This window comes from Streptomyces sp. NPDC024687 (assembly GCF_055559055.1).
This window is the reverse complement of the sequence record NZ_JBVHLJ010000007.1, coordinates 193,176-218,043: the sequence shown is the minus strand read 5'-3', so window position 1 is coordinate 218,043 and position 24,868 is coordinate 193,176. Positions and strand designations below refer to the sequence as shown.

Here is a 24,868-nt window from a genome sequence, read left to right as displayed (position 1 = left end):
CTCCTTGCCCGGCGGCGCCCTCGGTCGGGGGCGGCGCTCAAGTACCGCTGGCGCTCCGGTGCGTGTGCGGTGCCCGTCCCCGCACTGCGCGACTCGGCGGTACCGAAGAGCCTAGAACGCCTCTGCGCTGGTGGGGAGATCATTTGCGTCATTGCGTTGCTCGCCTTTGGCCCGGTTAGTTGCCTGAAAAACAGTCGGCTGCGGGTACCCCGGTGAGGGCACCCGCAGCCGCCCTGTCCTTACAGGTACTGACCGGTGTTGGCCACCGTGTCGATGGAGCGTCCGGTGTCGGCGCCCTGCTTGCCGGTGATGAGCGTCCGGATGTAGACGATCCGCTCGCCCTTCTTGCCGGAGATGCGGGCCCAGTCGTCCGGGTTGGTGGTGTTGGGTAGGTCTTCGTTCTCCTTGAACTCGTCCACGCAGGCCTGGAGGAGGTGGGAGACGCGGAGACCCTTGGCGTTGTGATCGAGGAAGTCCTTGATCGCCATCTTCTTGGCTCGACCCACGATGTTTTCGATCATGGCGCCGGAGTTGAAGTCCTTGAAGTAGAGGACTTCCTTGTCGCCGTTGGCGTAGGTGACTTCCAGGAAGCGGTTTTCCTCGGATTCGGCGTACATGTGTTCCACGGCCGTCTGGATCATGCTCTGGACGGTGGTGGCCTTGCTGCCGCCGTGCTCGCCGACGTCGTCGGAGTGCAGCGGGAGGCGCTCGGTGAGGTACTTGGCGAAGATGTCCTTGGCGGCCTCGGCGTCGGGACGCTCGATCTTGATCTTCACGTCCAGGCGGCCGGGGCGCAGGATGGCGGGGTCGATCATGTCCTCACGGTTTGAGGCGCCGATCACGACCACGTTCTGCAGGCCTTCCACGCCGTCGATCTCGGCGAGCAGCTGGGGGACGATGGTGTTCTCCACGTCCGAGCTGACACCGGAGCCGCGGGTGCGGAAGAGGGATTCCATCTCGTCGAAGAAGACGATGACGGGTGTGCCCTCGCTGGCCTTCTCGCGAGCACGCTGGAAGACGAGGCGGATCTGCCGCTCGGTCTCGCCGACGTACTTGTTGAGGAGCTCGGGGCCCTTGATGTTGAGGAAGAAGCTCTTGCCGGTGGCCTGGCCGGTGACTTCGGCGACCTTCTTGGCCAGCGAGTTGGCGACGGCCTTGGCGATGAGCGTCTTTCCGCATCCGGGGGGCCCGTAGAGCAGGACGCCCTTGGGCGGGCGCAGTTCGTGCTCCTTGAACAGGTCCGGGTAGAGGTAGGGGAGCTCGACGGCGTCTCGGATGGCCTCGATCTGGCCGCCGAGTCCGCCGATCTGTTCGTAGCCGATGTCGGGGACTTCTTCGAGGACGAGTTCCTCGACCTCGCTCTTGGGCACGACCTCGTAGACGTAGCCGGAGCGGGGTTCGAGGAGCAGGGCGTCGCCGGGGCGGATGGTGACGTCCATCAGTGGCTCGGCGAGCCGGACCACCCGTTCCTCGTCGGTGTGCCCCTGCACGAGGGCGCGCTGGCCGTCCTCGAGGATCTCCTTGAGGGTGACGATGTCGCCGACGCTCTCGTATTCCATGGCCTCGACCACGTTGAGAGCTTCGTTGAGCATCACTTCCTGGCCGCGCCGGAGCTCTTCGAGTTCGACGCTGGGGCTGACGTTCACCCGCAGTTTGCGGCCGCCGGTGAAGATGTCGGCGGTGCCGTCCTCGTTCGCTTCGAGGAAGACACCGAAGCCGGCCGGGGGCTGTGCGAGCCGGTCGACCTCCTCCTTGAGGGCCACGATCTGGTCGCGGGCCTCACGGAGTGTGTTGGCGAGTCGCTCGTTCTGGGCGGACACGCCGGCCAAGTTGGTCTGCAGCTCGACGATCCGCTCTTCGAGAATCCTCGTGTGTCGCGGAGAGTCGGCGAGCTTGCGTCGCAGGACGGCGATCTCCTGCTCAAGGTAGGCAATCTGCCCGGACGGGTCGTCGGACCCTCGTCCCGGGCGGATGCCGCGGTTCATGTCGTCGTCGTGGGCTGCCACGGTCCTCACCTCCTCCAAGGGGAGCTGGACGCTTCCAGACCCTACCTGGGTGGGTGTCGATTGAAACCCCTAGATCACAAAGACTGTCGAGGTGTGTCCGATCTTCACCCTTGCGCTCTCCCTCACGCCAGGGGAATACCCACCGAACAAGATTGGAAAGCTGCCGAAGGTAGGGTCGAAGTGTTCAACACCCGTCAGAGCTGGCCGGATTCCCGTTCAGCCGGGCGCATAAACGGCAGGAGAGATGAGAGTGCAGCAGGAGGTCGGGGTCGGCGGCGAGACCCTGGAGGTCTGGATCGATCAGGACCTCTGTACCGGTGACGGCATCTGCGTCCAGTACGCGCCGGAGGTGTTCGAGCTGGACATCGACGGTCTGGCCTATGTGAAGGGCTCGGACGACGAGCTGCTGCAGGACAAGGGCGCCACAACGCCCGTACCGCTGCCGCTTCTCACCGATGTGGTCGACTCGGCGAAGGAGTGTCCGGGCGCGTGCATCCATGTACGTCGGGTTTCGGACAGCGTCGAGATCTACGGACCGGACGCAGAGTGACCGGAAAGCCACCCTGCGTGACGGCTGTCTGATTTCTCACAGATGTGATCGCTTCGGTCAGACGGTGTGCGTGCCCGCGGGGGTCGAGCGGATGAATGCGCCGTCCTTCCACTGCCATTTCGCCTTGTCCGTCACGTCCGGGCAGCAACTGGGTACGTCGGACGTGGAGTAGCCGAGCAGGGTCGCGAGGACGGCGCCGTCGCTCAGTGTGAAGTCGGTGACGGTGTTGCGGGTCTTCGGGCTCAGCAGGGTGGCGACGACCCGGGGTTCACCGGTGTCCTTCGCGTGTGTGATGACGTAGACGGCGTCGGGCGGGGTGCCCATGGGGGCGTCGCAGTGCACCACGACGACTGTTTCCGGCCGTCCGTCGCCGTCGAGGTCTCCGGAGACCCGTTTCTGCACTTTCGCCTTGACCGGGCCGCAGTCGATCGGGAAGTGGACGTCCGCGGGGTCGGGCGCCGTCGTGACCACCGGGGCGGGTCTGGCCTCGGGGCCGGCCGCCTGTGCCGCGGTGGCGGGGTTGGGCTGCAGGACCGAGGAGAGGGCCACGACTGCCGCCACGGCGGTGGCGGTGGCGACCCAGTGGATCGGGCGGGTGTGCGTGTGTGCCAGTTCCGGGACGGCGGATTGCTGCACTAGGAGCGTCTCCTGTGAGGGCTGTGCCGGTGGGGGGTGGCCAGCATGGTGCCACACGTCACAGGCCTGGGGAACGGCGGGGTGGGTACGTGTCCTGGTTGCTCTGTGGCGGTTTCTGCCGCTCCCTCAACACGAAGGCGTCGGGGTGGAGTTCTGCTGGTCTGCGGGAACTCCTCCCCGACGCCTGTACGTTGAATGCGGCACGGGGCCGCCCTAGCGGCCGGAGCCTCCGTCGGCGTTGGGGCCGGTGTAGTCCTCGCCGTAGGCGCCCTTTGCGGGGCGGCGGCGGCGCATGGGGGGCTCGACGCCGTCGGCGAGGCGGCGGGCGGTCAGGAGGAAGCCGGTGTGGCCGATCATGCGGTGGTCCGGGCGGACGGCCAGGCCTTCGACGTGCCAGTTGCGGATCATCGACTCCCAGGAGGTCGGCTCGTTGAAGGAGCCGATCTCGCGGATGGACTCGACGGTCCGGGCGAGCTGGGTGGTGGTCGCGACGTAGCAGCACAGGATGCCGCCGGGCACGAGTGCCTTGGAGACGGCCTCCAGGCACTCCCAGGGGGCGAGCATGTCGAGGATGACGCGGTCCACGTCGGCGTCGGAGAGGTTGTCCTGGAGGTCGCCGACGGTGAGCTGCCAGGCGGGGTGCGGGCCGCCGAAGTAGCGCTCCACGTTCTGCTGGGCGATCTCGGCGAAGTCCTCGCGGCGCTCGTAGCTGTGCAGCATGCCCTGGTCGCCGATGGCGCGCAGCAGGAAGCTGCTGAGCGAGCCGGAGCCGACACCGGCCTCCACGACGCGGGCGCCGGGGAAGATGTCGGCGAAGGCGAGGATCTGCCCCGCGTCCTTGGGGTAGACCACGGCGGCGCCGCGGGGCATGGACAGGACATAGTCGGGGAGCAGGGGGCGCAGCGCGAGGTAGGCGACGTTACCGGTGGTGCGGACAACGCTGCCCTCGGGTGCGCCGATCAGCTCGTCGTGCGGGAAGGAACCCTTGTGGGTGTGGAAGTTCTTTCCCTCTTCGAGCGTGAACGTGTAGTGGCGGCCCTTGGGGTCGGTCAGCTGAACCTGGTCCCCGACCTTGAAGGGCCCGCGCCTGCGGGCGGCACCGGTCGGTTCGGACATGTGAACAGCCTACCGGTCCCCGGAGGGGCCGCCGACCACTAGGAGGGTCTGGCCATGGCCTTCACGAAGGCGCGTTCCACGTCGGCCGCGGACAGGACGCCGTAGATCTCGCCGGTGTCCTCGACGACGAGGTATTCGGTGGCCGGCGTCGCGCGGAGGGTGTCCAACAGGTCCTCCCCGGCGAGTTCGGCGGAGACGCGCATGCCGTCGGTGAGGTCCTGCGCGAGGCCGCTGACGGCGACCCAGGGGCGGCGGTGTTCCGGTACGCCGACGATGGCGGCCTCGCGGACCAGGGAGAGGGGCATGCCGTCGGCGTCGACGACGACCAGGGCGCGGGCGCCGGCGTCGTTGGCGCGGCGCAGGGCCTCGGAGAGGGGTGTGTCGGTCTCGACGGGGACCGCGCGGCGGGTGAGGGTGCGGGCGCGCAGGTCGGGGAGGTGTTCGCGCAGGCGGGCCATGCGCAGGCTGTTGCCGGCGCCGGTCCAGATGATCGCGGCGAGGATGGCGGCGAGCAGGGCGTCCATCACGGTGTCCATGCCGACGTTGTCCTCGGCGGAGGAGCCGAGGGCTCCGGACTGGGTGAGCAGCGGGAGGCCGATGAGGACGCAGACGGCGAGGGCGCGGCCGACCCAGGCGGCGGCGATGGTGCCGGTCATGGGCTTGCCGGTGATCTTCCAGACGACGGCGCGGAGCATGCGGCCGCCGTCGAGGGGGAGGCCGGGCAGGAGGTTGAAGGCGGCCACGATGAGGTTGGAGACCATCAGGCCGGCGAGCAGGACGCCGGGGACGGTGCCGGGTTCGACGGGCTGCATGGCGAGGTAGAAGAGGCCGGCCAGGATCAGGGAGAGCAGCGGGCCGACGAAGGCGAGCACGAACTCCCGGCCGGGGGTCTCAGCCTCCTTCTCGATCTCGGAGACGCCGCCGAAGAACTGGAGCTGGATGCGGCGGACGGGGAGTTTGAAGCGCAGGGCCGCGACGGTGTGCGCCAGCTCGTGGACGAGGACGGAGGCGTAGAAGGCGACCGCGAAGAAGAGGGAGACGAGGTAACGGGCGGCGCCGAGTTCCGGCAGCACGCGGTCCAGTTGGCCGCCGAACACCCAGGTGATGAGCGCGGCGACGAGGAACCAGCTGGGGGCGACGTAGACGGGCACACCGAAGGGACGGCCCATCAGGAGTCCGCCGCGCGGCTGGGGGGACGGAGGCGGGGGGCTCTTGGGGGCGCCGGAGTGGGCGAGGGTGCGGTGGTCGTCGGTGGTGTCGGGTTCGCGGGACGCTTCGGGTTTGCGCAGGTCGGCGGGTGCCTGGTGCGTCGCGTCGGGGGCGGCCTCGGAGGCGGGCGGGTGCTCACCTTCTCCGGTGCCGGTCTCGCTCCCGGAGGCTACGGCGGTGGGCGCCGGGGCGGGCGGGGCCTGGGTGGCATCGTCGTCCGCGGCCGGCCGGTGTGCGGCGCCGTCGGTCGCGCCCTCGGTGGGGGCGCCGGTGGACGGGGTCCCGTTCTCGTGCGGGTCGGGGGCGGTGGGGTCGGTGGTCTGGGCCGTGGGCCCTGCGTGGGGCTTGGTCGGCCGGTCCGTTTCGGACCGCGGCTGCCCGCTCCCGCCGCTCTCGTCCACGATGTCCCCTCGTTCGAAGCGTCTTCCGCGCCTGCCGTGCGGAAGGTCTCGGGTCGATGGTATGCGGCGGTCACGACGCGCCCGGCCCCGGCACCCCGTGTTTCCTCGGGGGCCGCAGCGGTCACGGCGGCGAGTGGGTCACTGTCAGTGGCGGGCCGTATGGTCTGTGGTCATGGAGACGAGCACGGAGGGCGAGGCCGAGGCCACCGTCCATGACCCGGGAACACCGGTAGCCGCGGTCACGGCGGAGGCCGGGGCGGTCGAAGAACCGGCCACGGCACGGCCCGGGGCGGACGCGGAACCGGCTGCCGCCGAACTTGCGGCAAGCGGGGAACCGGCTGCGACGGAGCCTCGGACTGCCGACGAACCGGCCACCCCGGAACCCGCCACGAGTGAGGAACCGGCTGCCGCACGGCCCGAGAGGGGCGCGGCACCGGCCGCCCCCGAACCTGCGGCAAGCGGGGAACCGGCCACGACGGCACCCCGGACGCTCGACCAGCCGATCGTCCCCGAACCCGCGACGAGCGAGGAAGCGCCTGCCGCGCGACCCGGGACGGGGGCGGCTCCGGCCGCCCCTGAACCTGCGGCAAGCGGGGAACCGGCCGCGGTGGCACCCCGGGCGGTCGACGAACCGATCGTCCCCGAACCCGCGACGAGCAAGGAACCGCCTTCCGCGCGGCCCGAGGTCGGCGGGGAACCCGCCTCCGGACCCGCGACGGGCGGGGGGCCGGTCGCGGCCGGGGCCGTGCCGGCGGTGGTCGTTGCGGTCGAAGCCGGGGTGGCCCCGGGGGCGGACGTCGTGAGCGACAGCGGCGTGGGGGCTCGGTCCGTCGGTGTGACGCCTGGCGCGCCCGCCTCTCTGTCCCCTTCTCGTGCCAATGACTTCATGCAGTGTCCGTTGCTGTACCGGTTCCGGGTGATCGACCGGCTGCCGGAGAAGCCGAGCGCGGCGGCGACCCGGGGGACCCTGGTGCACTCGGTGCTGGAGCGGCTCTTCGACGCCCCGGCCGGGGAGCGGACCGCGCCCGCGGCCAAGTCGCTGATCCCCGGTCAGTGGGACCGGCTCCGGGAGAGCCGGCCGGAGGTGGTGGAGCTGTTCGCCGACGATCCGGAAGGCGAGCGGCTCGCGACGTGGCTCGCCGAGGCGGAGCAGCTGGTCGATCGATGGTTCACGCTGGAGGACCCGACGCGTCTGGAGCCCGCCGAGCGGGAGTTGTTCGTCGAGGCGGAGCTGGACTCCGGGCTGCGGCTGCGCGGGATCATCGACAGGGTCGACGTGGCGCCGACCGGCGAGGTGCGGATCGTCGACTACAAGACCGGCAAGGCACCCCGGCCCGAGTACGCCGAGGGCGCGCTGTTCCAGATGAAGTTCTACGCCCTGGTGGTGTGGCGGCTGAAGAACGTGATCCCGCGCCGCCTCCAGCTCGTCTACCTCGGCAGTGGTGACGTCCTGACGTACGACCCGGTACTCGCCGACCTGGAGCGTGTCGAGCGCAAGCTGCTGGCGCTGTGGGAGGCGATCCGGCAGGCCACGCAGACGGGCGACTGGCGACCGCGGCCGACCAAGTTGTGCGGCTGGTGCGACCACCAGGCGCACTGCCCGGAGTTCGGCGGCACTCCCCCGCCCTACCCGCTACCGGTGACGTCCGCGACCGGCGAGCAGGGCAGAATGGGGCCGGACTAGCGAAGGAGACTTACGTGGCCATCCGCGTCCTACTCGTCGACGACCAGCCGCTGCTGCGTACCGGGTTCCGGATGATTCTGGAGGCCGAGCAGGATCTCGCGGTCGTGGGCGAGGCCGGAGACGGCCTTCAGGCCATCGACCAGGTGCGGGCGCTGCAGCCCGACGTGGTCCTGATGGACATCCGTATGCCGCGGATGGACGGAGTGGAGGCGACCCGGCAGATCACCGGTCCCGGGCGGGACGGCCCGGCCAAGGTGCTGGTGCTGACCACCTTCGACCTCGACGAGTACGTGGTGGAGGCGCTGCGGGCGGGGGCCAGCGGCTTCCTGCTCAAGGACGCCCCGGCCAACGAGCTCGTGCAGGCGATCCGGGTGGTGGCCGCGGGTGAGGCGATGCTCGCGCCGAGCATCACGCGCCGGCTGCTCGACAAGTACGCCACGCACCTGCCGTCCGGTGACGAGCCGGTGCCGGACACGCTGCACACGCTCACCGACCGCGAGGTCGAGGTGCTGAAGCTGGTGGCGCGCGGACTGTCCAACGCGGAGATCGCCGCGGATCTGTTCGTCAGCGAGACCACCGTGAAGACACATGTGGGTCATGTGCTGACCAAGCTGGGGCTGCGGGACCGGGTGCAGGCCGCGGTGTACGCGTACGAGAGCGGTCTGGTGCGTCCCGGCGCGCAGTAGCAGGAGCGCATTCAGAGGTACGAGAGCGAAGAGGGCGTCCCCCGTCTGACTGGGGGCGCCCTCTTCGTATGTGCGGCCATCGGATCAGCGCGCGCCGCCGGGGAGCAGCGCGCGCCGCCCGATCAGCCCTTGCTGAGCTCCCAGAAGCGGAACACCGTGGAGGCGTCGAGGCAGTACTCCAGGCCGTAGACGTTGTCGCGGACGACGGCGTACTGCTTGGCCTGCCAGACCGGCAGGACCGGGACGTCCTCGGCGACGAGGTTCTGGAGCGTGCCGAAGGGGTCGTCCGTCGCGGCGCGGTCCGGCTGGGCGGCGGTCTCGGGGATGAGCGAGCCGGTGATCTTGTTGTTGCTGTAGTTGTTGTCCAGCACGTTGCCCTTGCCGAAGAAGGGGGCCGTGAAGTTGTCGGCGTCGGGGTAGTCGGGCACCCAGCCCTTGACGTAGACGCCGTACTTGCCGGCCGCGATGTCCTTCTCGTACTGGTCGAAGGCCACGGACTTCACGTCGGCGTCGAACAGGCCGCTGGCGTTGAGCTGCTGGGCGATCGTCTTGAGTTCCTGGTCGGTGGCGGGGCCGTAGCGCGACGGCGTCGACCACAGGGTCAGCTTCACCTTGCCGGTGATGCCCTCGTCGGTGAGGGCGGCTGCGGCCTTGGACCGGGAGGGCTGGGCGCCGTAGGTGTCGAAGAAGGCCGTGTTGTGGCCCGCGATACCGGCCGGGATGATCGAGTAGAGCGCGGTCGCGGTGCCCTGGTAGACGTCGTGGATGAGGGCTTCGCGGTCGAGGAGGTAGGCGATCGCCTTGCGGACGCCGAGCTTTCCCGTGACCGGGTCGTCCATGTTGAAGACGAGGTGCTGGACCTCGGCGCTGGTGCCCTCGACGACCTCGACGCCGGAGTCGGGCGAGGCGTTCTCGATGTCGGTGATGTCGCCGGCGCTCAGACCGCGGTAGGCGAGGTCGACCTTCTTGTCGGTCAGGGCGGTCTTCAGGGCGCTCTGGTCGCCGTGGAAGAACTTCAGCGTGACGCCGGAGTTCTGGGGCTCTGCGGTGCCCTTGTAGTTCTCGTTGACGGAGAACACGGCCTGGTCGTCGTCGAACGAGTCGAGCTGGTAGGGGCCGGAGCCGACCGCCTTGCTGTCCTTGCGCAGGTCGTCGGCGTCGTACTGCGTGTGGTCGACGATGGAGCCGGCGCCGGAGGCGATCTTGCTCGGGAAGGTCGCGTCGGGGGTGTTCAGCTTGAAGACGACGGTCTTCTCGTCCGGTGTCTCGACCTTGTCGAGCATCGGGAACATGATCGCGGGACCGTCGTCGTCGTTGATCTTCAGCATGCGGTCGAAGGAGAACTTGACGTCTTCGGAGGTGAGCGAGTCACCGTTGCTGAACTTGAGGCCGGACTTGAGGGTGCACTCGTACACCTGGGTCCTGGTGTCCGTGAACTCGCAGCTCTTGGCCGCGTCCGGCTCCGGCTCCGTGCCGCCCTTGGGGAAGCTGAGCAGAGACTGGAAGACGTTGTTGAACAACAGCCAGGAGCCGGGGTCGTAGCCGGAGGCCGGGTCGGTGGCGAGGACGTCGTCGGACATCCCCATGACCACGGAGGAGCCGCCGGAACCGGAGTCCCCCGACTCCGTGCCGCAGCCGGTCAGCAGACCGGAGGCGAGCCCCGCCACGATCGGCAGGACCTGCCACTGGATGCGCTTGTTCACGTGCGAGTGCCTTGTCGTCGATTCTTGTGGAATCCCGGGCCCGTCCGCCTGGGTCCGGGTGAAGGAGGTGCCGGCCGGTCAGCCGCTCACGCCCTTGCCGAGTTCCCACAGCTGCAGCGTCGACGAGGAGTTGAGCGCGTAGGCGGTGCCCGTGACGTCGTCGCGCGCGGCGACGTACTGCTTGCCCTGCCACAGCGGGAGTACGGGGACGTCCTTGGCGACGATGTCCTGGATCTCGGTCAGGCTTCCGGACGCGGCGAGACGGTCGGCCTCGCGACGGGAGTCCGGGATGAGGATGTTGCGGATCTCGCTGTTGGCGTAGGGCGAGCCGAGGAAGTTGTCCTTGTCGAGGAAGGGGGCGAGGTAGTTGTCGGCGTCGGGGAAGTCCGGGAACCAGCCCATGCCGTAGACGTCGTACTCGCCCTTCTGCTCCGCCGGGCGGAACGTGGACCAGGGTGCGCCCTTGATGCTGACGTCGAAGAGCCCGCTCGCGTTGAGCTGCTTCTGGAGGTCCTCGAACTCCTCCTTGGTGCCCGAACCGTAGTGGTCGGTCGTGTAGTGGAGGGTCAGCTTCAGCGGGGTGGTGATGCCGGCCTGGGTCAGCAGGGACTTGGCCTTGGTGACGCTCGGGTCGCCGTACTTGTTGAAGAAGGAGTTGGAGTGGCCGGTGATGCTGGCCGGGACCAGCGAGAAGAGCGGCTCGGCCTGGGTGCCGTAGACCTTGGAGACGAGTTCGCTGCGGTTGATGAGCTGGGCCATCGCCTGGCGCACGGCGCGGGACTTCACGGCCGGGGCCTTGGTGTTGAAGGCGAGGTAGCGGATCTCCAGGCCGGCCATCTCGACGAGGTCGACGTCGCCGCCGGACTCGTTCGACAGCTTCTGGATCTGCTGGGGCGACATGGTGCGGGTGATGAGGTCGATGTCGCCCTTTTCGAGGGCGGTGCCCATGGCGTCGGCGTCCTCGTAGGAGCGCAGGACGACCTTGTCGTTGTTCACCGTCAACGCCCCCTTGTAGTGGGGGTTCTTGGTGAACACGGCGTCGACGAGCTCGTCGTTCTTGACGTCGGCCTTCATGGTGTAGGGGCCGGAGCCGTCGACGTCGAAGCCGTCGCGGAGCTTGCTCTTCGCGTAGTCGTCGGGGTTGACGATGCCGGCGACCGGGGTCGACAGCTTGTACGGGAAGGTGGCATCGGCGGTCTTGAGGTGGAAGATGACCTCGCGGTCGCCCTTGGTCTCGACGGTGTCGATGGTGGAGAGCAGGGCGAAGACGCCGGAGTCGGCCTTGATGCCGCGGGCGCGGTCGATGGAGTACTTCACATCGGCCGCGGTGATGGAGTCGCCGTTCGCGAACTTCAGGCCGTCGCGCAGGGTGCAGACGTAGCGTTCGTTGCCGCTGTCGCTGAAGCCGCAGGACTGGGCGGCCTCGGGCACGGGGTCGCCCTCGCCCTTGGGCTGGATCATCAGGGTCTGCACGGTCTGCCGCAGGACGTTCCAGGTGCCGACGTCGTAGGCGTAGGCGGGGTCGAGCGGGGCGGGAGCTTCCTTCGTGGCGGTGAACCGGTCCGTGGTGCCGACGCCGATCGCGTCGTCCCCGCCGCTGCCGCTGTCGGAGCCGCCGCAGGCGGCGAGCACCGGCGCGAGCAGACCGATGACGGCCGGCAGCACCAAAGTCTTGCGGTTCATGCTCGGGTTTCTCCACAGCTGTTCAGTCCGTGTACCCGGCATGCAGGGGTTGGCGTGGCGGATCACGGGGTTAGGGCGATGTTCTCACCAGGAGATTAGTCCGCACCTGCAGGAGGGTTCGCAGCCACCGGAGTTGAGCCTCCATCACAGAGTGAAACCGGGTGTGGACGCACCGAAAGCCCGCCAGGGGAAGGATTGGTGCAGGGTTCCATCAATCAGGACACATGGGCGCGTCCGCGCCCCTCGAAGGGGGGCTTCCGGCACAGCCCCGGTCGCCTGTCGAGGGCCCGTCGAGTGGGGAAGCTCACACCCGTAAGGAGGTGTAGGTGGGCTGGAATTCGAGCGTCCGGGGCGCCGCGAATTCCTGCGACAGGGCCCTGGGGAATTACCGCGCTATCCGTGCTGCACGCTGGGTGAACACCCGAGGCATTTCCGTCATCGAAGGGTGATCAGGCCGCGCAGAAATGCCAGGTCGACGTCTTCGAGCGAGCCGACGACCGTACGTCCGGGGGCGGGGAGGATGGGGGCCACGGAGGGCACGGCCACGACCTGGCAGCCGGCCGCCTCGGCTGCGGCGACACCGGTAGCGGTGTCCTCGACGACCGCGCATCGGGCGGGGTCCGCGTCGAGACCGGCGGCGGCGAACAGATACGGGTCCGGGTGCGGCTTGGTGCGCGGCACCTCGTCGCCGGCGACCGTGAGGGCGAAGTGCCGATGGCCGAGGGCGTCGAGGACACGGTCGATGATGCGCCGGTGCGAGGCGGAGACCAGGGCGGTGGGGATCCGGTGCGCGGACAGTTCGGCCAGCAGGCGGGTGGCGCCGGGCATCAGGGGCAGGGCGTGGCCGATCCGTTCCTCGAAGCCCTGGTTGAGCAGGACGCTGAGCTCGGGGAGGGTGATGTCGGCGCCGGTGGCCTCGATCAGGAAACCGGCGCTGCGGGTCATGGGGCCGCCGACCACGACATGGCGCCAGGAGTCGTCGAGGGTGTGGCCGAGGCGGGCGAAGACCTCCACCTCGACGTCCCACCAGAAGCCCTCGGTGTCCACCAGGGTGCCGTCCATGTCGAGGAGGACGGCCTGGAGGGCGGAGCCGTCTGCCGTACGGGTGATCGGCGCGGGGACCGTACTGGTCATCCACGTACCTCCTTGGGGGGACGAGCAGGCCGGTTCCCACGAAGGGAACCGGCCTGCGGTGGACCGACCAGTGTACGACTTATCCGATCAGTGTGCTCGGCGATCCGGATCTCGGCGGCTCAGCGGGCGTTGAAGTACTTCGCCTCCGGGTGGTGGATGACGATCGCGTCGGTGGACTGCTCGGGGTGGAGCTGGAACTCCTCGCTCAGCTGGACGCCGATGCGCTCGGGGCGGAGCAGGTCGGCGATCTTGGCCCGGTCCTCCAGGTTGGGGCAGGCGCCGTAGCCGAGGGAGAAGCGGGCGCCCCGGTACTTCAGGGCGAACATGTCCTCGACGTCACTGGGGTCCTCGCCCGCGAAGCCGAGTTCGGAACGCACGCGTGCGTGCCAGTACTCGGCGAGTGCCTCGGCCAACTGGACGGACAGGCCGTGCAGTTCGAGGTAGTCGCGGTAGGCGTTGGCCTCGAAGAGCCTGGAGGTCTGCTCGCCGATGCGGGAGCCGACGGTGACGACCTGGAGGCCGACGACGTCGGTGTCCCCCGATTCCTCGGGGCGGAAGAAGTCGGCCAGGCACAGCCGGCGGCCGCGGCGCTGGCGCGGGAAGGTGAAGCGGGTGCGCTCGTTGCCCTGTTCGTCCAGGATGATCAGGTCGTCGTCCTTGGACACGCAGGGGAAGTAGCCGTAGACGACGGCGGCTTCCAGGAGGTTCTCGGTCTGGAGCCGGTCCAGCAGGCCGCGCAGCCGGGGCCGGCCCTCGGTCTCGACGAGTTCCTCGTAGGTGGGTCCCTCGCCGGTGCGGGCCTGCTTGAGGCCCCACTGGCCCTTGAACAGGGCGCCCTCGTCGAGCCAGGCGGCGTACTCCTTGAGCTGGATGCCCTTGATGACGCGGGTGTCCCAGAACGGCGGGGTGGGCACCGGGTTGTCGGTGGCCACGTCGGAGCGGACATGCCCCTCCTCGGGCCGCTCCTCCTCCACCTGCACGGCCGACGTCGCGCGTACCCGGCGCTGCTTGAGCTCGGGCAGTTTGGCGCCGGGCACGCCCCGCTTGACGCCGATGAGGGCGTCCATGAGGCGCAGTCCCTCGAACGCGTCGCGGGCGTAGCGGACTTCGCCCTCGTAGATCTCGTGCAGGTCCTGCTCGACATAGGCGCGGGTGAGTGCGGCTCCGCCGAGGATGACCGGGAAGTCCGCCGCCATGCCGCGCTGGTTGAGCTCCTGAAGGTTCTCCTTCATGATCACCGTGGACTTCACCAGCAGGCCGGACATGCCGATGACGTCGGCGCGGTGCTCGGCGGCGGCTTCCAGGATCGCGGAGACCGGCTGCTTGATGCCGAGGTTGACCACGGTGTAGCCGTTGTTGGACAGGATGATGTCGACGAGGTTCTTGCCGATGTCGTGGACGTCGCCGCGCACGGTGGCCAGCACGATGGTGCCCTTGCCGGCCTCGTCGCCCTCGACCTTCTCCATGTGCGGTTCCAGGTAGGCGACCGCGGTCTTCATGACCTCGGCGGACTGCAGGACGAACGGCAGCTGCATCTGCCCGGAGCCGAACAGTTCACCGACGACCTTCATCCCGTCCAGGAGGGTGTCGTTGACGATGTCCAGGGCGGGACGATCCTCAAGGGCCGCATCGAGGTCGGCCTCCAGGCCGTTCTTCTCGCCGTCGATGATGCGGCGCTTGAGACGCTCCTCCAGCGGCAGCGCGGCCAACTCCTCCGCCCGGCCGGCCTTCAGGGACTTGGTGGTGGCGCCCTCGAACAGGGCCATCAGCTTCTGGAGCGGGTCGTAGCCCTCGGCGCGACGGTCGTAGATCAGGTCGAGGGCCGTCTGGACCTCTTCCTCGCTGAAGCGGGCGATCGGCAGGATCTTCGAGGCGTGGACGATCGCCGAGTCCAGACCGGCCTTGACGCACTCGTCGAGGAAGACCGAGTTGAGCAGGACGCGGGCGGCCGGGTTGAGACCGAAGGAAATGTTGGACAGGCCCAGCGTGGTCTGGACGTCCGGGTGGCGGCGCTTGAGCTCGCGGATCGCCTCGATGGTGGCAAGCCCGTCGCCCCTCGACTCCTCCTGGCCGGTGCAGATGGTGAAGGTCAGGGTGTCGATGAGGATGTCGGACTCGTGGATGCCCCAGTTGCCGGTCAGGTCCTCGATGAGCCGTTCGGCGATGGCGACCTTGTGCTCGGGAGTGCGGGCCTGGCCCTCCTCGTCGATGGTCAGCGCGATCAGCGCGGCACCGTGCTCCCGGGCGAGCTGGGTGACCTTCGCGAAACGGGACTCCGGACCGTCGCCGTCCTCGTAGTTGACGGAGTTGATGACCGCCCGGCCGCCGAGCTTCTCCAACCCGGCCTCGATGACCGGGACCTCGGTGGAGTCCAGCACGATCGGCAGGGTGGAGGCGGTGGCGAAACGGCCGGCCAGCTCCTTCATGTCCGCCACACCGTCACGGCCGACGTAGTCCACGCACAGGTCCAGCATGTGGGCGCCCTCGCGGATCTGCTCGCGGGCCATCTCCACACAGTCGTCCCAGCGGGCCTCCAGCATCGCCTCACGGAACTTCTTCGAGCCGTTGGCGTTGGTGCGCTCGCCGATCGCCAGATAGGAGGTGTCCTGACGGAAGGGGACCGTCTGATAGAGGGAGGCCGCGCCGGGCTCGGGCTGCGGGTTGCGCTCCCCGGGCGTGAGGTTGCGGACCCGCTCGACGACCTGGCGCAGGTGTTCGGGGGTGGTGCCGCAGCAGCCGCCGATCAGGGAGAGGCCGTAGTCGCGGACGAAGGTCTCCTGGGCGTCGGCCAGGCCTTCGGGGTCGAGCGGGAAGTGCGCGCCGTCCTTGGTGAGGATCGGCAGGCCGGCGTTCGGCATGCACAGCAGGGGGATGCGGGAGTGCCGGGCGAGGTAGCGCAGGTGCTCGCTCATCTCGGCCGGGCCGGTTGAGCAGTTCAGGCCGATCATGTCGATGCCGAGCGGCTCCAGCGCGGTGAGCGCGGCGCCGATCTCGGAGCCGAGCAGCATCGTGCCGGTGGTCTCGAAGGCCATGGAGACCACCAGCGGGACATCGGCGCCGGTGGCCTCCAGGGCGCGGCGGGCGCCCAGCACGGAGGCCTTCGTCTGGAGCAGGTCCTGGGTGGTCTCGACGATCAGGGCGTCGGCGCCGCCTGCGAGCAGTCCCTCGACGTTGGCCTGGTAGCCGTCGCGGATCGTGGCGTAGTCGATGTGGCCGAGGGTGGGCAGTTTGGTGCCGGGGCCGACGGAACCCAGGACCCAGCGCGGGCGGCCGTCGCGGGCCGCGTACTCGTCGGCCACCTCGCGGGCGATCCGGGCACCCGCCTCGGACAGTTCGTGCACCCGGTCGGCGATGTCGTACTCGGACGCGGCCGTGTGGTTGGACCCGAAGGTGTTGGTCTCGACGCAGTCGACGCCCACCGCGAAGTACGCGTCGTGAACGGAGCGGACGATGTCCGGGCGGGTGACGTTGAGGATCTCGTTGCAGCCCTCGAGGTTCTCGAAGTCCTCAAGGGTGGGGTCCTGGGCCTGCAGCATGGTGCCCATCGCTCCGTCGGCGACCACCACTCTGGTGGCGAGCGCCTCACGGAGCGCGGACACACGGGTCCGGCTGTCGGCGGAAGGGGTCAGTGGCGACGAGGCCATGAAAGGGCTCCCTCAGTTGCGACGGCTGTCGGCTTCAGGCGCCCGCGAGACGTCCCACGCCGGGCGCACCACGCCAGGGTAGCCGGGTCCCCGCGGGGATGGTCGGCACGTCCACGGGACGGACGAGGATGGCGGGCAGGTCACCAGCGTGTCGCCGGTGGCGCAACAGATGCCGACCGACCATTAGCGGGAGGTCGGCATCGACCGGTAGTGTTCGACATTGCCGAACAGCGGCAGCGACGCCGTAACACGCGGCTGTCGAAGGGGACGGAGGCAGAACGGCGATGGCACGGAACATCCAGTCGCTGGAACGGGCGGCCGCGATGCTGCGGCTCCTCGGGGGCGGCGAGCGGAGACTCGGCCTGTCGGACATCGCCTCGTCCCTGGGCCTCGCCAAGGGCACCGCGCACGGCATCCTGCGCACCCTCCAGGCGGAGGGGTTCGTGGAGCAGGACGAGCCCTCCGGGCGGTATCAGCTGGGCGCCGAGCTGCTGCGCCTGGGCACCACCTACCTGGACGTGCACGAGTTGCGCGCGCGTGCGCTCGTGTGGACGGACGACCTGGCCCGCTCCAGCGGCGAGAGCGTCCATCTGGGCGTGCTGCACCAGCAGGGCGTGCTGATCGTGCACCACGTCTTCCGGCCCGACGACAGCCGGCAGGTGCTGGAGATCGGGGCCATGCAGCCCCTGCACTGCACGGCGCTCGGCAAGGTGCTCTCGGCCTACGACCCGGTGGCGCACAGCGAGGCGCTGGAGAGCGACCGCAAGGCGTTCACCGAACGGACCGTGTGCGACCTGGAGGATTTCGAGCAGATCCTCGACGTCACGCGCGCGCGTGGGTACGCGGCGGACGTCGAGGAGACCTGGGAGGGCGTCGCGTCCATCGCCGCACCCATCCACGACCGGCGGCGGATGCCGGTCGGCGCGGTCGGCATCACGGGCGCCGTGGAGCGGCTGTGCCGGCCCGACGAGGAGGGCGCGCTGCGTCCCGAGCTGATCGCGGCGGTACGGGACTGCGCCCGCGCGGTCTCGCGGGACCTGGGCGCCGGGCGGTTCTGAGCAGCGCGAAGGGCCGCGGGGGTCTGCGTGTAGGACCGCGGGAAGGGCCGGTGCGGCGGTTGACGTACCGGCCCTCTGCCGTACCTGACACAACGGCACAAACCGCCAGAACAAGATCGTTGACTCACAGTTATGAATAACGATCGTGTTTTCGACAACAGAACTCTTGACGTGCACGTAACCCCGGAGCAAGACTCCCGTCCATCGGTCGGCATTGTCGAACACCTACCGGCAATACGCGCTAGAGTGTGACAACGCCAAGGGCCGGCATCGCCCTCACCCCCGAGGGCAGCTCGAACCTCCGGAGGGACCCGGGGTTCGGTCCCCTGGACGAAGGACAAAGGAGTCGCGGGTGTCCAGCTCCGACATCTTCATCGGCGAGACCATCGGTACCGCCATACTCATCCTGCTCGGCGGTGGCGTGTGCGCCGCTGTCACGCTGAAGGCCTCCAAGGCCCGTAACGCCGGCTGGCTCGCCATCACCTTCGGGTGGGGTTTCGCCGTTCTGACGGCCGTATACACCTCGGCGCCGCTCTCGGGCGCCCACCTCAACCCGGCCGTGACCCTGGCGCTCGCGCTCAAGAAGGACGGCATCTCCTGGAGTGACGTCCCGATCTACTGGGGCGGTCAGCTGCTCGGCGCCATGATCGGCGCGGCGCTGGTCTGGATCGCCTACTACGGCCAGTTCCACGCGCACCTGACCGACAAGGAGATCGTCGGCGCTCCCGGCGCGCAGGCCACCACCGCCAAGGCCGTCGAGGCGCAGGAGAAGGGCGCCGGGCCGGTCCTGGGCGTCTTCTCCACCGGCCCCGAGGTCCGGGTCGCCTGGCAGAACGTCGCCACCGAGGTCATCGGCACGATCGTGCTGGTGCTGGCCGTCCTCACGCAGGGTCTCAACGGCGACGGCAAGGGCCTGGGCACCCTGGGCGCCCTGATCACCGCGCTCGTGGTCGTCTCCATCGGTCTGTCCCTCGGTGGCCCGACCGGCTACGCGATCAACCCGGCCCGTGACCTCGGCCCGCGTATCGTGCACGCCCTCCTGCCCCTGCCCAACAAGGGCGGCTCCGACTGGAGCTACGCCTGGGTTCCGATCGTGGGTCCGCTGATCGGCGGTGCGATCGCCGCAGGCATCTACAACGTCGCTTTTGCTTAAAGCACCGGTAGAACGTCCCCTTCACCCACGGAACCCCAGGAGAACACAGTGACCGACGCCCACACCGCCGGCCCGTTCATCGCCGCCATCGACCAGGGCACCACCTCCAGCCGCTGCATCGTCTTCGACCGGGACGGCCGTATCGTCTCGGTCGACCAGAAGGAGCACGAGCAGATCTTCCCGAAGCCGGGCTGGGTCGAGCACAACGCCACCGAGATCTGGACCAACGTCGAGGAAGTCGTCGCCGGAGCCATCCAGAAGGCCGGCATCACCCGCGACGACATCAAGGCCATCGGCATCACCAACCAGCGCGAGACCACCCTCCTCTGGGACAAGAACACCGGTGAGCCCGTCCACAACGCCATCGTCTGGCAGGACACCCGCACCGACGCCCTGTGCCGGGAGCTCGGCCGCAACGTCGGCCAGGACCGCTTCCGCCGCGAGACCGGCCTGCCGCTGGCCTCCTACTTCGCCGGCCCCAAGGCCCGCTGGCTGCTCGACAACGTCGAGGGCCTGCGTGAGCGCGCCGAGCGCGGCGACATCCTCTTCGGCACCATGGACAGCTGGGTCATCTGGAACCTGACCGGTGGTGTCAACGGCGGCAAGCACTACACCGACGTCACCAACGCCTCGCGCACCATGCTGATGAACCTCCACACGCTGGAGTGGGACGAGAAGATCGCCGAGTCCATCGGCGTGCCGCTGAACATGCTCCCGGAGATCCGCTCCTCCGCCGAGGTCTACGGCGAGGTCACCGGCGGCAAGCTCGGCGACATTCTCGGCGGCATCCCGGTCGCGTCGGCGCTCGGCGACCAGCAGGCGGCCCTGTTCGGCCAGACCTGTTTCGCCGAGGGCGAGGCCAAGTCGACGTACGGCACCGGCACCTTCATGCTGCTGAACACCGGCGAGAAGATCATCAACTCCTACTCGGGGCTGCTGACCACGGTCGGCTACCGGATCGGCAACGACAAGCCGGTCTACGCCCTGGAGGGCTCCATCGCCGTCACCGGTTCGCTGGTGCAGTGGATGCGCGACCAGATGGGCCTGATCTCCACCGCCGCCGAGATCGAGACGCTCGCGCTCTCCGTCGAGGACAACGGCGGCGCCTACTTCGTGCCGGCCTTCTCCGGTCTGTTCGCCCCGTACTGGCGCTCCGACGCCCGCGGTGTGATCGCCGGTCTGACCCGGTACGTCACCAAGGCGCACCTGGCGCGTGCCGTCCTGGAGGCCACCGCTTGGCAGACCCGTGAGATCACCGACGCCATGACCAAGGACTCGGGCGTCGAGCTCGCGGCCCTCAAGGTCGACGGCGGCATGACCTCCAACAACCTGCTGATGCAGACCCTCTCGGACTTCCTGGACGCCCCTGTGGTGCGCCCGATGGTCGCCGAGACCACCTGCCTCGGCGCCGCCTACGCCGCCGGTCTCGCCGTCGGCTTCTGGACCAGCACCGACGACCTGCGCGCCAACTGGCGCCGGGCCGCCGAGTGGACCCCCCGCATGGACGCGGATACCCGCGACCGTGAGTACAAGAGCTGGCTCAAGGCCGTCGAGCGGACCATGGGCTGGCTCGAGGACGAGAACTGACGAGAGAGCTCACAAAAGCTCATCTCGCCGTTCTGATGAGGAGTTAGAACCCCACATGACCAGTCAGTCCACCCTGCAGTCCGTGCCTGCCCTCGGTACGCGCCCGGCCTTCGGCTCCCTTCCGAGCCGCGCCGAGACCCGGGAGCAGCTCTCCAAGGCGTCGTACGACCTTCTCGTGATCGGCGGCGGCATCCTGGGCATCTCCACCGCCTGGCACGCCGCGCAGTCCGGCCTCAGGGTGGCACTGGTCGACGCCGGCGACTTCGCCGGCGCCACCTCCTCCGCCTCCTCCAAGCTGCTCCACGGCGGTCTGCGCTATCTGCAGACCGGCGCGGTGAAGCTGGTGGCGGAGAACCACTTCGAGCGCCGTGCGGTCTCCCGCCAGGTGGCACCTCACCTGGCGAACCCGCTCACCTTCTACCTCCCCGTGTACAAGGGCGGGCCGCACGGCGCCGCGAAGCTCGGGGCGGGCGTCTTCGCCTACTCCGCGCTCTCGGCGTTTGGTGACGGCGTCGGCCACCTCCTGTCCCCCGCCCGGGCGGCGCAGGACGTGCCCGAGCTGCGCACCGACAACCTCAAGGCCGTGGCCGTCTACGGCGACGACCAGATGAACGACGCGCGCATGGCGCTGATGACGGTCCGCGCGGCCGTCGAGGCGGGCGCGGTCGTGCTCAACCACGCCGAGGTGACCGGGCTCAGGTTCACCAAGGGCCGGGTGACCGGCGCGGATCTGCGCGACCGGCAGTCCGGTGACGAGTTCGGCGTGAACGCCCGGCTGGTGCTGAACGCGACCGGGCCGTGGGTCGACCACCTGCGCCGGATGGAGGACCCGAACGCGGCGCCGTCCATCCGCCTGTCCAAGGGCGCGCACCTGGTCCTGAAGCGGACCTCGCCGTGGAAGGCCGCGCTCGCGACCCCCATCGACAAGTACCGGATCACCTTCGCGCTGCCCTGGGAGGACATGCTCCTGCTCGGCACCACGGACGAGGAGTTCGAGGGCGACCCGGCGGACGTCACGGTCACGGAGAAGGACACCGCCCAGATACTCGACGAGGCCGCGTTCTCCGTGCGCGACCAGCAGCTCTCCCGTGATCTGATCACCTACTCGTTCGCGGGTCTGCGGGTGCTGCCGGGCGGTCCCGGTGACACGGCGAAGGCCAAGCGCGAGACCGTGGTGACGGAGGGCCGTGGCGGCATGCTGTCCGTCGCGGGCGGCAAGTGGACGACGTTCCGGCACATCGGCCGTACGGTCATGCAGAAGCTGGAGGCGCTGCCCGGCGCTCCGCTCGGTGACGGCTACGAGCCCATCTCCTCCCTGCCGAAGCGGCTCCCGCTGCCCGGTGTCGCCAACCCGCGCGCGGTCGCGCACCGCCTGCTGGTGGACAACCCGGCGCCGGGTCCGCGCATGGCCGCCGACACCGCCAGGCACCTGGCGACCCACTACGGCTCCCTCGCCTTCGACATCGCGCGCCTCGCGAACGAGAACCCCGAGCTGGGCGAGCGCGTCCACCCGGACGCCCCGGAGATCTGGGCGCAGGTCGTGTACGCACGGGACAACGAGTGGGCCCAGACGCCGGACGACGTGCTGCGCCGCCGTACGACGCTGACGATCCGGGGTCTGGCCACGGACGAGGTCCGTGCGAAGGTCCAGGACCTGCTCGACAAGCAGTAGCCCCGGGTCCGGTCCCTCCCCGACCGGGACCGGCATCCCGAGAACGGCCCCTCTCCTCCCCTGGAGGGGCCGGCAGGCGAAGGGGGGCGGCTCCCCGCCGAGGGAGCCGCCCCCCTTCGCGTGCCGCGCTGTCGGTGCCGGGTGCTTTCATGGCCGGCATGGACAACGATCAGGCCACCTGCGGGGAACTCGCCGCGCTGCGAGAGGCGTTCGGCGTGGACGACGAAGGCGCGTCGGCGCTCGGTTGGGAAGCGGTGCGAGCCTTCGAGGCGGAGCACGCGGTGGTGCTGCCGGAGCCCTACCGGAGCTTCGTGGCGGAGGTCTCGGACGGGTCGTACCAGGGGCCTCCGGAGTTCGGGCTCGTGGGACTGGCCGAGCTGCCGGCGGACTGGGGGAACGACGGGTCCGACCGGGACCCCGGCAAGCCGTTCCCGCTGACGCGGGGCTGGCTCTGGGAGGAGGACGACGGTCCGTACGAGGATCCCGACACCGTCATCCACCACGTCGTCGACCACGGTTCGATCGTGCTCGGGACGGACGGATGCGCGATGAACTGGCATCTCGTCGTCACGGGCCCGCACCGGGGGCACATCTGGCACATCTCCGATGTGGGCGCCATGCCGTTCGGCTCGGAGTTCGGGTACACCACCGCGGAGCCCGGCTTCGGCGGCTGGGTGCGGCACTGGGCCGCCGGCAAGGAGTGGTTCGACGCCGGGTCAGACGAGTGACGTCACAAGATCGCGTACGGCGCTCGGCAACGACAACTCGGCGCGGCGCACGATGAGTTCGCGACCGAGCAGCAGTGCTCGCCGGGATGCCGGGACCTGGTCCGGGAGCGTTGTGAGGTCCGTCAGGTGGGCGAAGCCGATGATGCGGCGGATGATTTCCGTGCCCGCGTAGCCGAGGGACTCCGTCCAGACCTTCCTGAGAAAGCGGTCCAGGTAGGCGTCGTCGAAGAACCTGTCCACCCGGGTCGGCCACAGGCGGCGGAACTCCGTCTCGAACGCCTCCCAGGACAGCCGGAGTTGGTCGGCGTGGTCCGTCAGGCCGCCCAGCGCGCGGGCCCGTTCCTCCGAGACCAGGGCGTTGGCCCAGTACAGGCCGAGATCGAAGCCGATGGGCCCCACGAAGGAGAACTCGGGGTCGAAGACCCGGACGACCTGGGCCCCTTCGCGGTCGCCGACCATGATGCTGCCGGTGTGCAGGTCCCCGTGGAGGAGGGCCTGGGCGCCGGTCATGAACAGGTGTTTGAGCTCGGCCACCTCCGTGCGGAGCGTCGCGTCCGCGCGGAAGGCGGCCGCCAGGTCGTCCACGCCCTCGTGCCAGTGGTTGTGTTCGTGCTCGATGTACGGCTCCGACAGCACCACGTCTTCCGTGATCTTGCAGAGCTCGGGGCTCACCGAGGCCGCGATCAGCGCCTTGCGTTCGGCGGAGGGCATGCCGAAGTCGCTGGTGGCGAAGGAGAGCCGGGCCACCAGTTCACCGACGCGGGCCGACGTGTGGGGGCCGTACGACGCGCCCTCGTTCAGGAGGGTGCGCAGGACCTGCAGGTCCGACATGTCCTCCATGACGAGCGCGTAGTTCTCGCTGTCGTAGCCGTGGATCGCCGGTATCTCGTCGGGGGCGACCTTCGCGATCTGCTCGTAGGCGCGGGCCTCGGCGTCGGCGCGGTCCGGGTTCATCGGCCAGGACGGGCCCGCCACGCGCACCCAGGGCAGGGCCTGCTTCACGGCGAGGCTGCGGCTGCCGTCGGCCGAGGAGGCGAGGAAGACCCGGTTCATGTTGCCGTCGGAGACCTCCCGTACGGCGATGTCGCCCAGGTCGTCCCAGTGGCCGCGCTCGCGCAGGTACGCCGGGATGTCGTCGGTCTCCAGGATGCGGTAGCCCATGTGTCTCCTCAGGACGTGCGGCGCTTGGACAGGGTGAAGCTGAAGACCAGGGCGAGGATGAGGACCGCGCCCTCGACGACGTCCTGGGTGTAGTACGGCAGGCCCTTGATGGTCAGGCCGGTGGTGATGATGCCGATGAGCACCGCACCGAGGGCCGTGCCCCAGACGTTCGGGCGGCCCCGGCCGAGGACCGACGTGCCGACCAGCGCCACGGCCACCGCCTCCAGGAGCTGAGAGGTTCCGGCGGAGACGTCGCCCTGGCCGATGCGGGAGGCGAGGATCAGGCCGCCGATGGAGGCGAGGACGCCGGAGACGACGTAGGCCAGTGCCCGGTACGCGCCGACGCGGATGCCGGCCAGGCGGGAGGCCTCCGGGTTGGCGCCGATCGCGTAGAGCACCCGGCCCCAGCGGGTGCGGGCGAGGAACACCCAGGCGGCGACCGTCAGTCCGCCGAAGATGAGGACCGAGACGGGAATGCCGAGCACGGTGCCGCGGTCGATGCGCAGGAAGCCGGCGGTGAACCTGCCGGGGGCCGTGGTGCCGTCGTCCAGGGTCATCCCCGGGGTGATGGACTGGCCGTCGACCAGGATCAGCTTGCCGCCCTGGATGACGAACATAGTGCCGAGGGTGGCGAGCATGTCGGGGATCTTCAGTACGACGATGAGCAGGGCGTTGAGCAGGCCCGCGAGGGCGCCCGCCACGAGGACCGCGATGATCGCGACCGCGCCGACCTGGTTCTGGACGACCATGGTCTGGGCGGCGACCGAGACGCCGAGACCCGCGACCGCGCCGACGGACATGTCCATTCCGCCGACGGCCATGGTGAGGGTGACGCCGAGGCCGAGGATCGCGGCGACGGAGACGTACCGCAGGGTGTCCAGGAGGGTCGCCGACTCGCGGAAGGAGCCCTCGCTCAGCGCGAAGTACAGGAACAGCGCGACCGTGACGAAGATGAAGCCGTACTTGATGACGGCGTTCTGGACGCGTAGGGCGGTGCTGTCGGCGGGCGGGAGCGCCGCCTTCGTGGGGACTTCCGTGCTCTGGGTGGTGGTCATGG

The 24,868-nt window shown here is 69.4% G+C and carries 18 protein-coding genes; 8 read left to right on the top strand and 10 right to left on the bottom strand.

Annotated features, from left to right (window positions below; translation table 11 throughout):
- Window positions 1–239 precede the first annotated feature (239 nt).
- Window positions 240–2,006 (bottom strand): proteasome ATPase, encoded by a 1,767-nt coding sequence (gene arc, locus ACZ39I_RS27470; RefSeq protein ID WP_062045307.1) that lies wholly within the window; start codon window positions 2,004–2,006, stop codon window positions 240–242.
- Between the two features lie 244 nt (window positions 2,007–2,250).
- Here arc and ACZ39I_RS27465 point away from each other — a divergent pair, with 244 nt between their 5' ends.
- A complete protein-coding gene (locus tag ACZ39I_RS27465) occupies window positions 2,251–2,556 on the top strand; it encodes a ferredoxin (protein WP_467247243.1) in 306 nt (101 codons plus the stop codon).
- A 57-nt stretch (window positions 2,557–2,613) separates the two neighbouring features.
- On the opposite strand, the gene ACZ39I_RS27460 is transcribed toward ACZ39I_RS27465, so the two are convergent.
- The 3 genes from ACZ39I_RS27460 to ACZ39I_RS27450 form a co-directional block, all read right to left on the bottom strand.
- Window positions 2,614–3,192 (bottom strand): hypothetical protein, encoded by a 579-nt coding sequence (locus tag ACZ39I_RS27460; RefSeq protein ID WP_352390126.1) that lies wholly within the window; start codon window positions 3,190–3,192, stop codon window positions 2,614–2,616.
- 213 nt (window positions 3,193–3,405) lie between these two features.
- On the bottom strand, window positions 3,406–4,308 hold the full coding sequence (locus ACZ39I_RS27455; protein WP_020117726.1) for a tRNA (adenine-N1)-methyltransferase: 903 nt from the start codon (window positions 4,306–4,308) through the stop codon (window positions 3,406–3,408).
- 38 nt (window positions 4,309–4,346) lie between these two features.
- The gene (locus ACZ39I_RS27450) at window positions 4,347–5,918 is read right to left on the bottom strand and encodes a site-2 protease family protein (RefSeq protein ID WP_467247240.1); all 1,572 of its coding nucleotides are present in this window, start codon (window positions 5,916–5,918) and stop codon (window positions 4,347–4,349) included.
- Window positions 5,919–6,717: 799 nt separating this feature from the next.
- Here ACZ39I_RS27450 and ACZ39I_RS27445 point away from each other — a divergent pair.
- Together ACZ39I_RS27445 and ACZ39I_RS27440 are read left to right on the top strand one after the other, a co-directional pair.
- Window positions 6,718–7,602, top strand: a complete 885-nt coding sequence (locus ACZ39I_RS27445) for a RecB family exonuclease (protein WP_467247595.1) — start codon at window positions 6,718–6,720, stop codon at window positions 7,600–7,602.
- A gap of 14 nt (window positions 7,603–7,616) precedes the next feature.
- A complete protein-coding gene (locus tag ACZ39I_RS27440) occupies window positions 7,617–8,288 on the top strand; it encodes a response regulator (protein ID WP_007380871.1) in 672 nt (223 codons plus the stop codon).
- A 122-nt stretch (window positions 8,289–8,410) separates the two neighbouring features.
- Here ACZ39I_RS27440 and ACZ39I_RS27435 read toward each other — a convergent pair whose 3' ends face one another.
- The 4 genes from ACZ39I_RS27435 to metH all read right to left on the bottom strand — a co-directional run bounded on the left by ACZ39I_RS27435 (window position 8,411) and on the right by metH (window position 16,452).
- On the bottom strand, window positions 8,411–9,991 hold the full coding sequence (locus ACZ39I_RS27435; RefSeq protein ID WP_467247238.1) for an ABC transporter substrate-binding protein: 1,581 nt from the start codon (window positions 9,989–9,991) through the stop codon (window positions 8,411–8,413).
- A gap of 78 nt (window positions 9,992–10,069) precedes the next feature.
- Window positions 10,070–11,674, bottom strand: coding sequence for an ABC transporter substrate-binding protein (locus tag ACZ39I_RS27430; protein ID WP_467247236.1), 1,605 nt, complete (start codon window positions 11,672–11,674; stop codon window positions 10,070–10,072).
- A 435-nt stretch (window positions 11,675–12,109) separates the two neighbouring features.
- Window positions 12,110–12,808 (bottom strand): HAD family hydrolase, encoded by a 699-nt coding sequence (locus tag ACZ39I_RS27425; protein WP_352390131.1) that lies wholly within the window; start codon window positions 12,806–12,808, stop codon window positions 12,110–12,112.
- Window positions 12,809–12,927: 119 nt separating this feature from the next.
- Window positions 12,928–16,452 (bottom strand): methionine synthase, encoded by a 3,525-nt coding sequence (gene metH / locus ACZ39I_RS27420; RefSeq protein WP_467247234.1) that lies wholly within the window; start codon window positions 16,450–16,452, stop codon window positions 12,928–12,930.
- A 284-nt stretch (window positions 16,453–16,736) separates the two neighbouring features.
- On the opposite strand from metH, the gene ACZ39I_RS27415 reads away from it, so the two are divergent.
- From ACZ39I_RS27415 to ACZ39I_RS27395, 5 genes are all read left to right on the top strand, one after another.
- Window positions 16,737–17,510: an IclR family transcriptional regulator gene (locus ACZ39I_RS27415; protein ID WP_352390963.1), complete on the top strand. Its 774-nt coding sequence runs from the start codon at window positions 16,737–16,739 to the stop codon at window positions 17,508–17,510.
- 352 nt (window positions 17,511–17,862) lie between these two features.
- On the top strand, window positions 17,863–18,663 hold the full coding sequence (locus ACZ39I_RS27410) for an MIP/aquaporin family protein (RefSeq protein ID WP_352390962.1): 801 nt from the start codon (window positions 17,863–17,865) through the stop codon (window positions 18,661–18,663).
- A 48-nt stretch (window positions 18,664–18,711) separates the two neighbouring features.
- Window positions 18,712–20,250: a glycerol kinase GlpK gene (gene glpK / locus ACZ39I_RS27405; protein WP_467247231.1), complete on the top strand. Its 1,539-nt coding sequence runs from the start codon at window positions 18,712–18,714 to the stop codon at window positions 20,248–20,250.
- A 55-nt stretch (window positions 20,251–20,305) separates the two neighbouring features.
- Window positions 20,306–21,922 carry a glycerol-3-phosphate dehydrogenase/oxidase gene (locus tag ACZ39I_RS27400; RefSeq protein WP_393604698.1) on the top strand — a complete coding sequence of 539 codons (1,617 nt, stop codon included), beginning with the start codon at window positions 20,306–20,308 and terminating at the stop codon, window positions 21,920–21,922.
- Between the two features lie 158 nt (window positions 21,923–22,080).
- Entirely contained in the window at window positions 22,081–22,650 is a 570-nt protein-coding gene (locus ACZ39I_RS27395; RefSeq protein ID WP_467247229.1) for an SMI1/KNR4 family protein, read from the top strand.
- Here ACZ39I_RS27395 and mtnK read toward each other — a convergent pair.
- Window positions 22,639–23,811 carry an S-methyl-5-thioribose kinase gene (mtnK, locus tag ACZ39I_RS27390; RefSeq protein ID WP_467247227.1) on the bottom strand — a complete coding sequence of 391 codons (1,173 nt, stop codon included), beginning with the start codon at window positions 23,809–23,811 and terminating at the stop codon, window positions 22,639–22,641. The genes ACZ39I_RS27395 and mtnK overlap by 12 nt on opposite strands.
- 8 nt (window positions 23,812–23,819) lie before the next feature.
- Window positions 23,820–24,866, bottom strand: coding sequence for an ABC transporter permease (locus ACZ39I_RS27385; RefSeq protein WP_467247225.1), 1,047 nt, complete (start codon window positions 24,864–24,866; stop codon window positions 23,820–23,822).
- Between the last annotated feature and the right edge of the window lie 2 nt (window positions 24,867–24,868).

What these genes read in the sequence shown, in the direction of transcription:
- ACZ39I_RS27465 (WP_467247243.1), top strand. Translation starts at nt 2,251, where the DNA reads ATGAGAGTGCAGCAGGAGGTCGGGGTCGGCGGCGAGACCCTGGAGGTC.
- ACZ39I_RS27455 (WP_020117726.1), bottom strand. Translation starts at nt 4,308, where the DNA reads ATGTCCGAACCGACCGGTGCCGCCCGCAGGCGCGGGCCCTTCAAGGTC.
- ACZ39I_RS27430 (WP_467247236.1), bottom strand. Translation starts at nt 11,674, where the DNA reads ATGAACCGCAAGACTTTGGTGCTGCCGGCCGTCATCGGTCTGCTCGCG.
- ACZ39I_RS27425 (WP_352390131.1), bottom strand. Translation starts at nt 12,808, where the DNA reads ATGACCAGTACGGTCCCCGCGCCGATCACCCGTACGGCAGACGGCTCC.
- metH (WP_467247234.1), bottom strand. Translation starts at nt 16,452, where the DNA reads ATGGCCTCGTCGCCACTGACCCCTTCCGCCGACAGCCGGACCCGTGTG.
- ACZ39I_RS27415 (WP_352390963.1), top strand. Translation starts at nt 16,737, where the DNA reads ATGGCACGGAACATCCAGTCGCTGGAACGGGCGGCCGCGATGCTGCGG.
- ACZ39I_RS27400 (WP_393604698.1), top strand. Translation starts at nt 20,306, where the DNA reads ATGACCAGTCAGTCCACCCTGCAGTCCGTGCCTGCCCTCGGTACGCGC.
- ACZ39I_RS27395 (WP_467247229.1), top strand. Translation starts at nt 22,081, where the DNA reads ATGGACAACGATCAGGCCACCTGCGGGGAACTCGCCGCGCTGCGAGAG.
- mtnK (WP_467247227.1), bottom strand. Translation starts at nt 23,811, where the DNA reads ATGGGCTACCGCATCCTGGAGACCGACGACATCCCGGCGTACCTGCGC.
- ACZ39I_RS27385 (WP_467247225.1), bottom strand. Translation starts at nt 24,866, where the DNA reads ATGACCACCACCCAGAGCACGGAAGTCCCCACGAAGGCGGCGCTCCCG.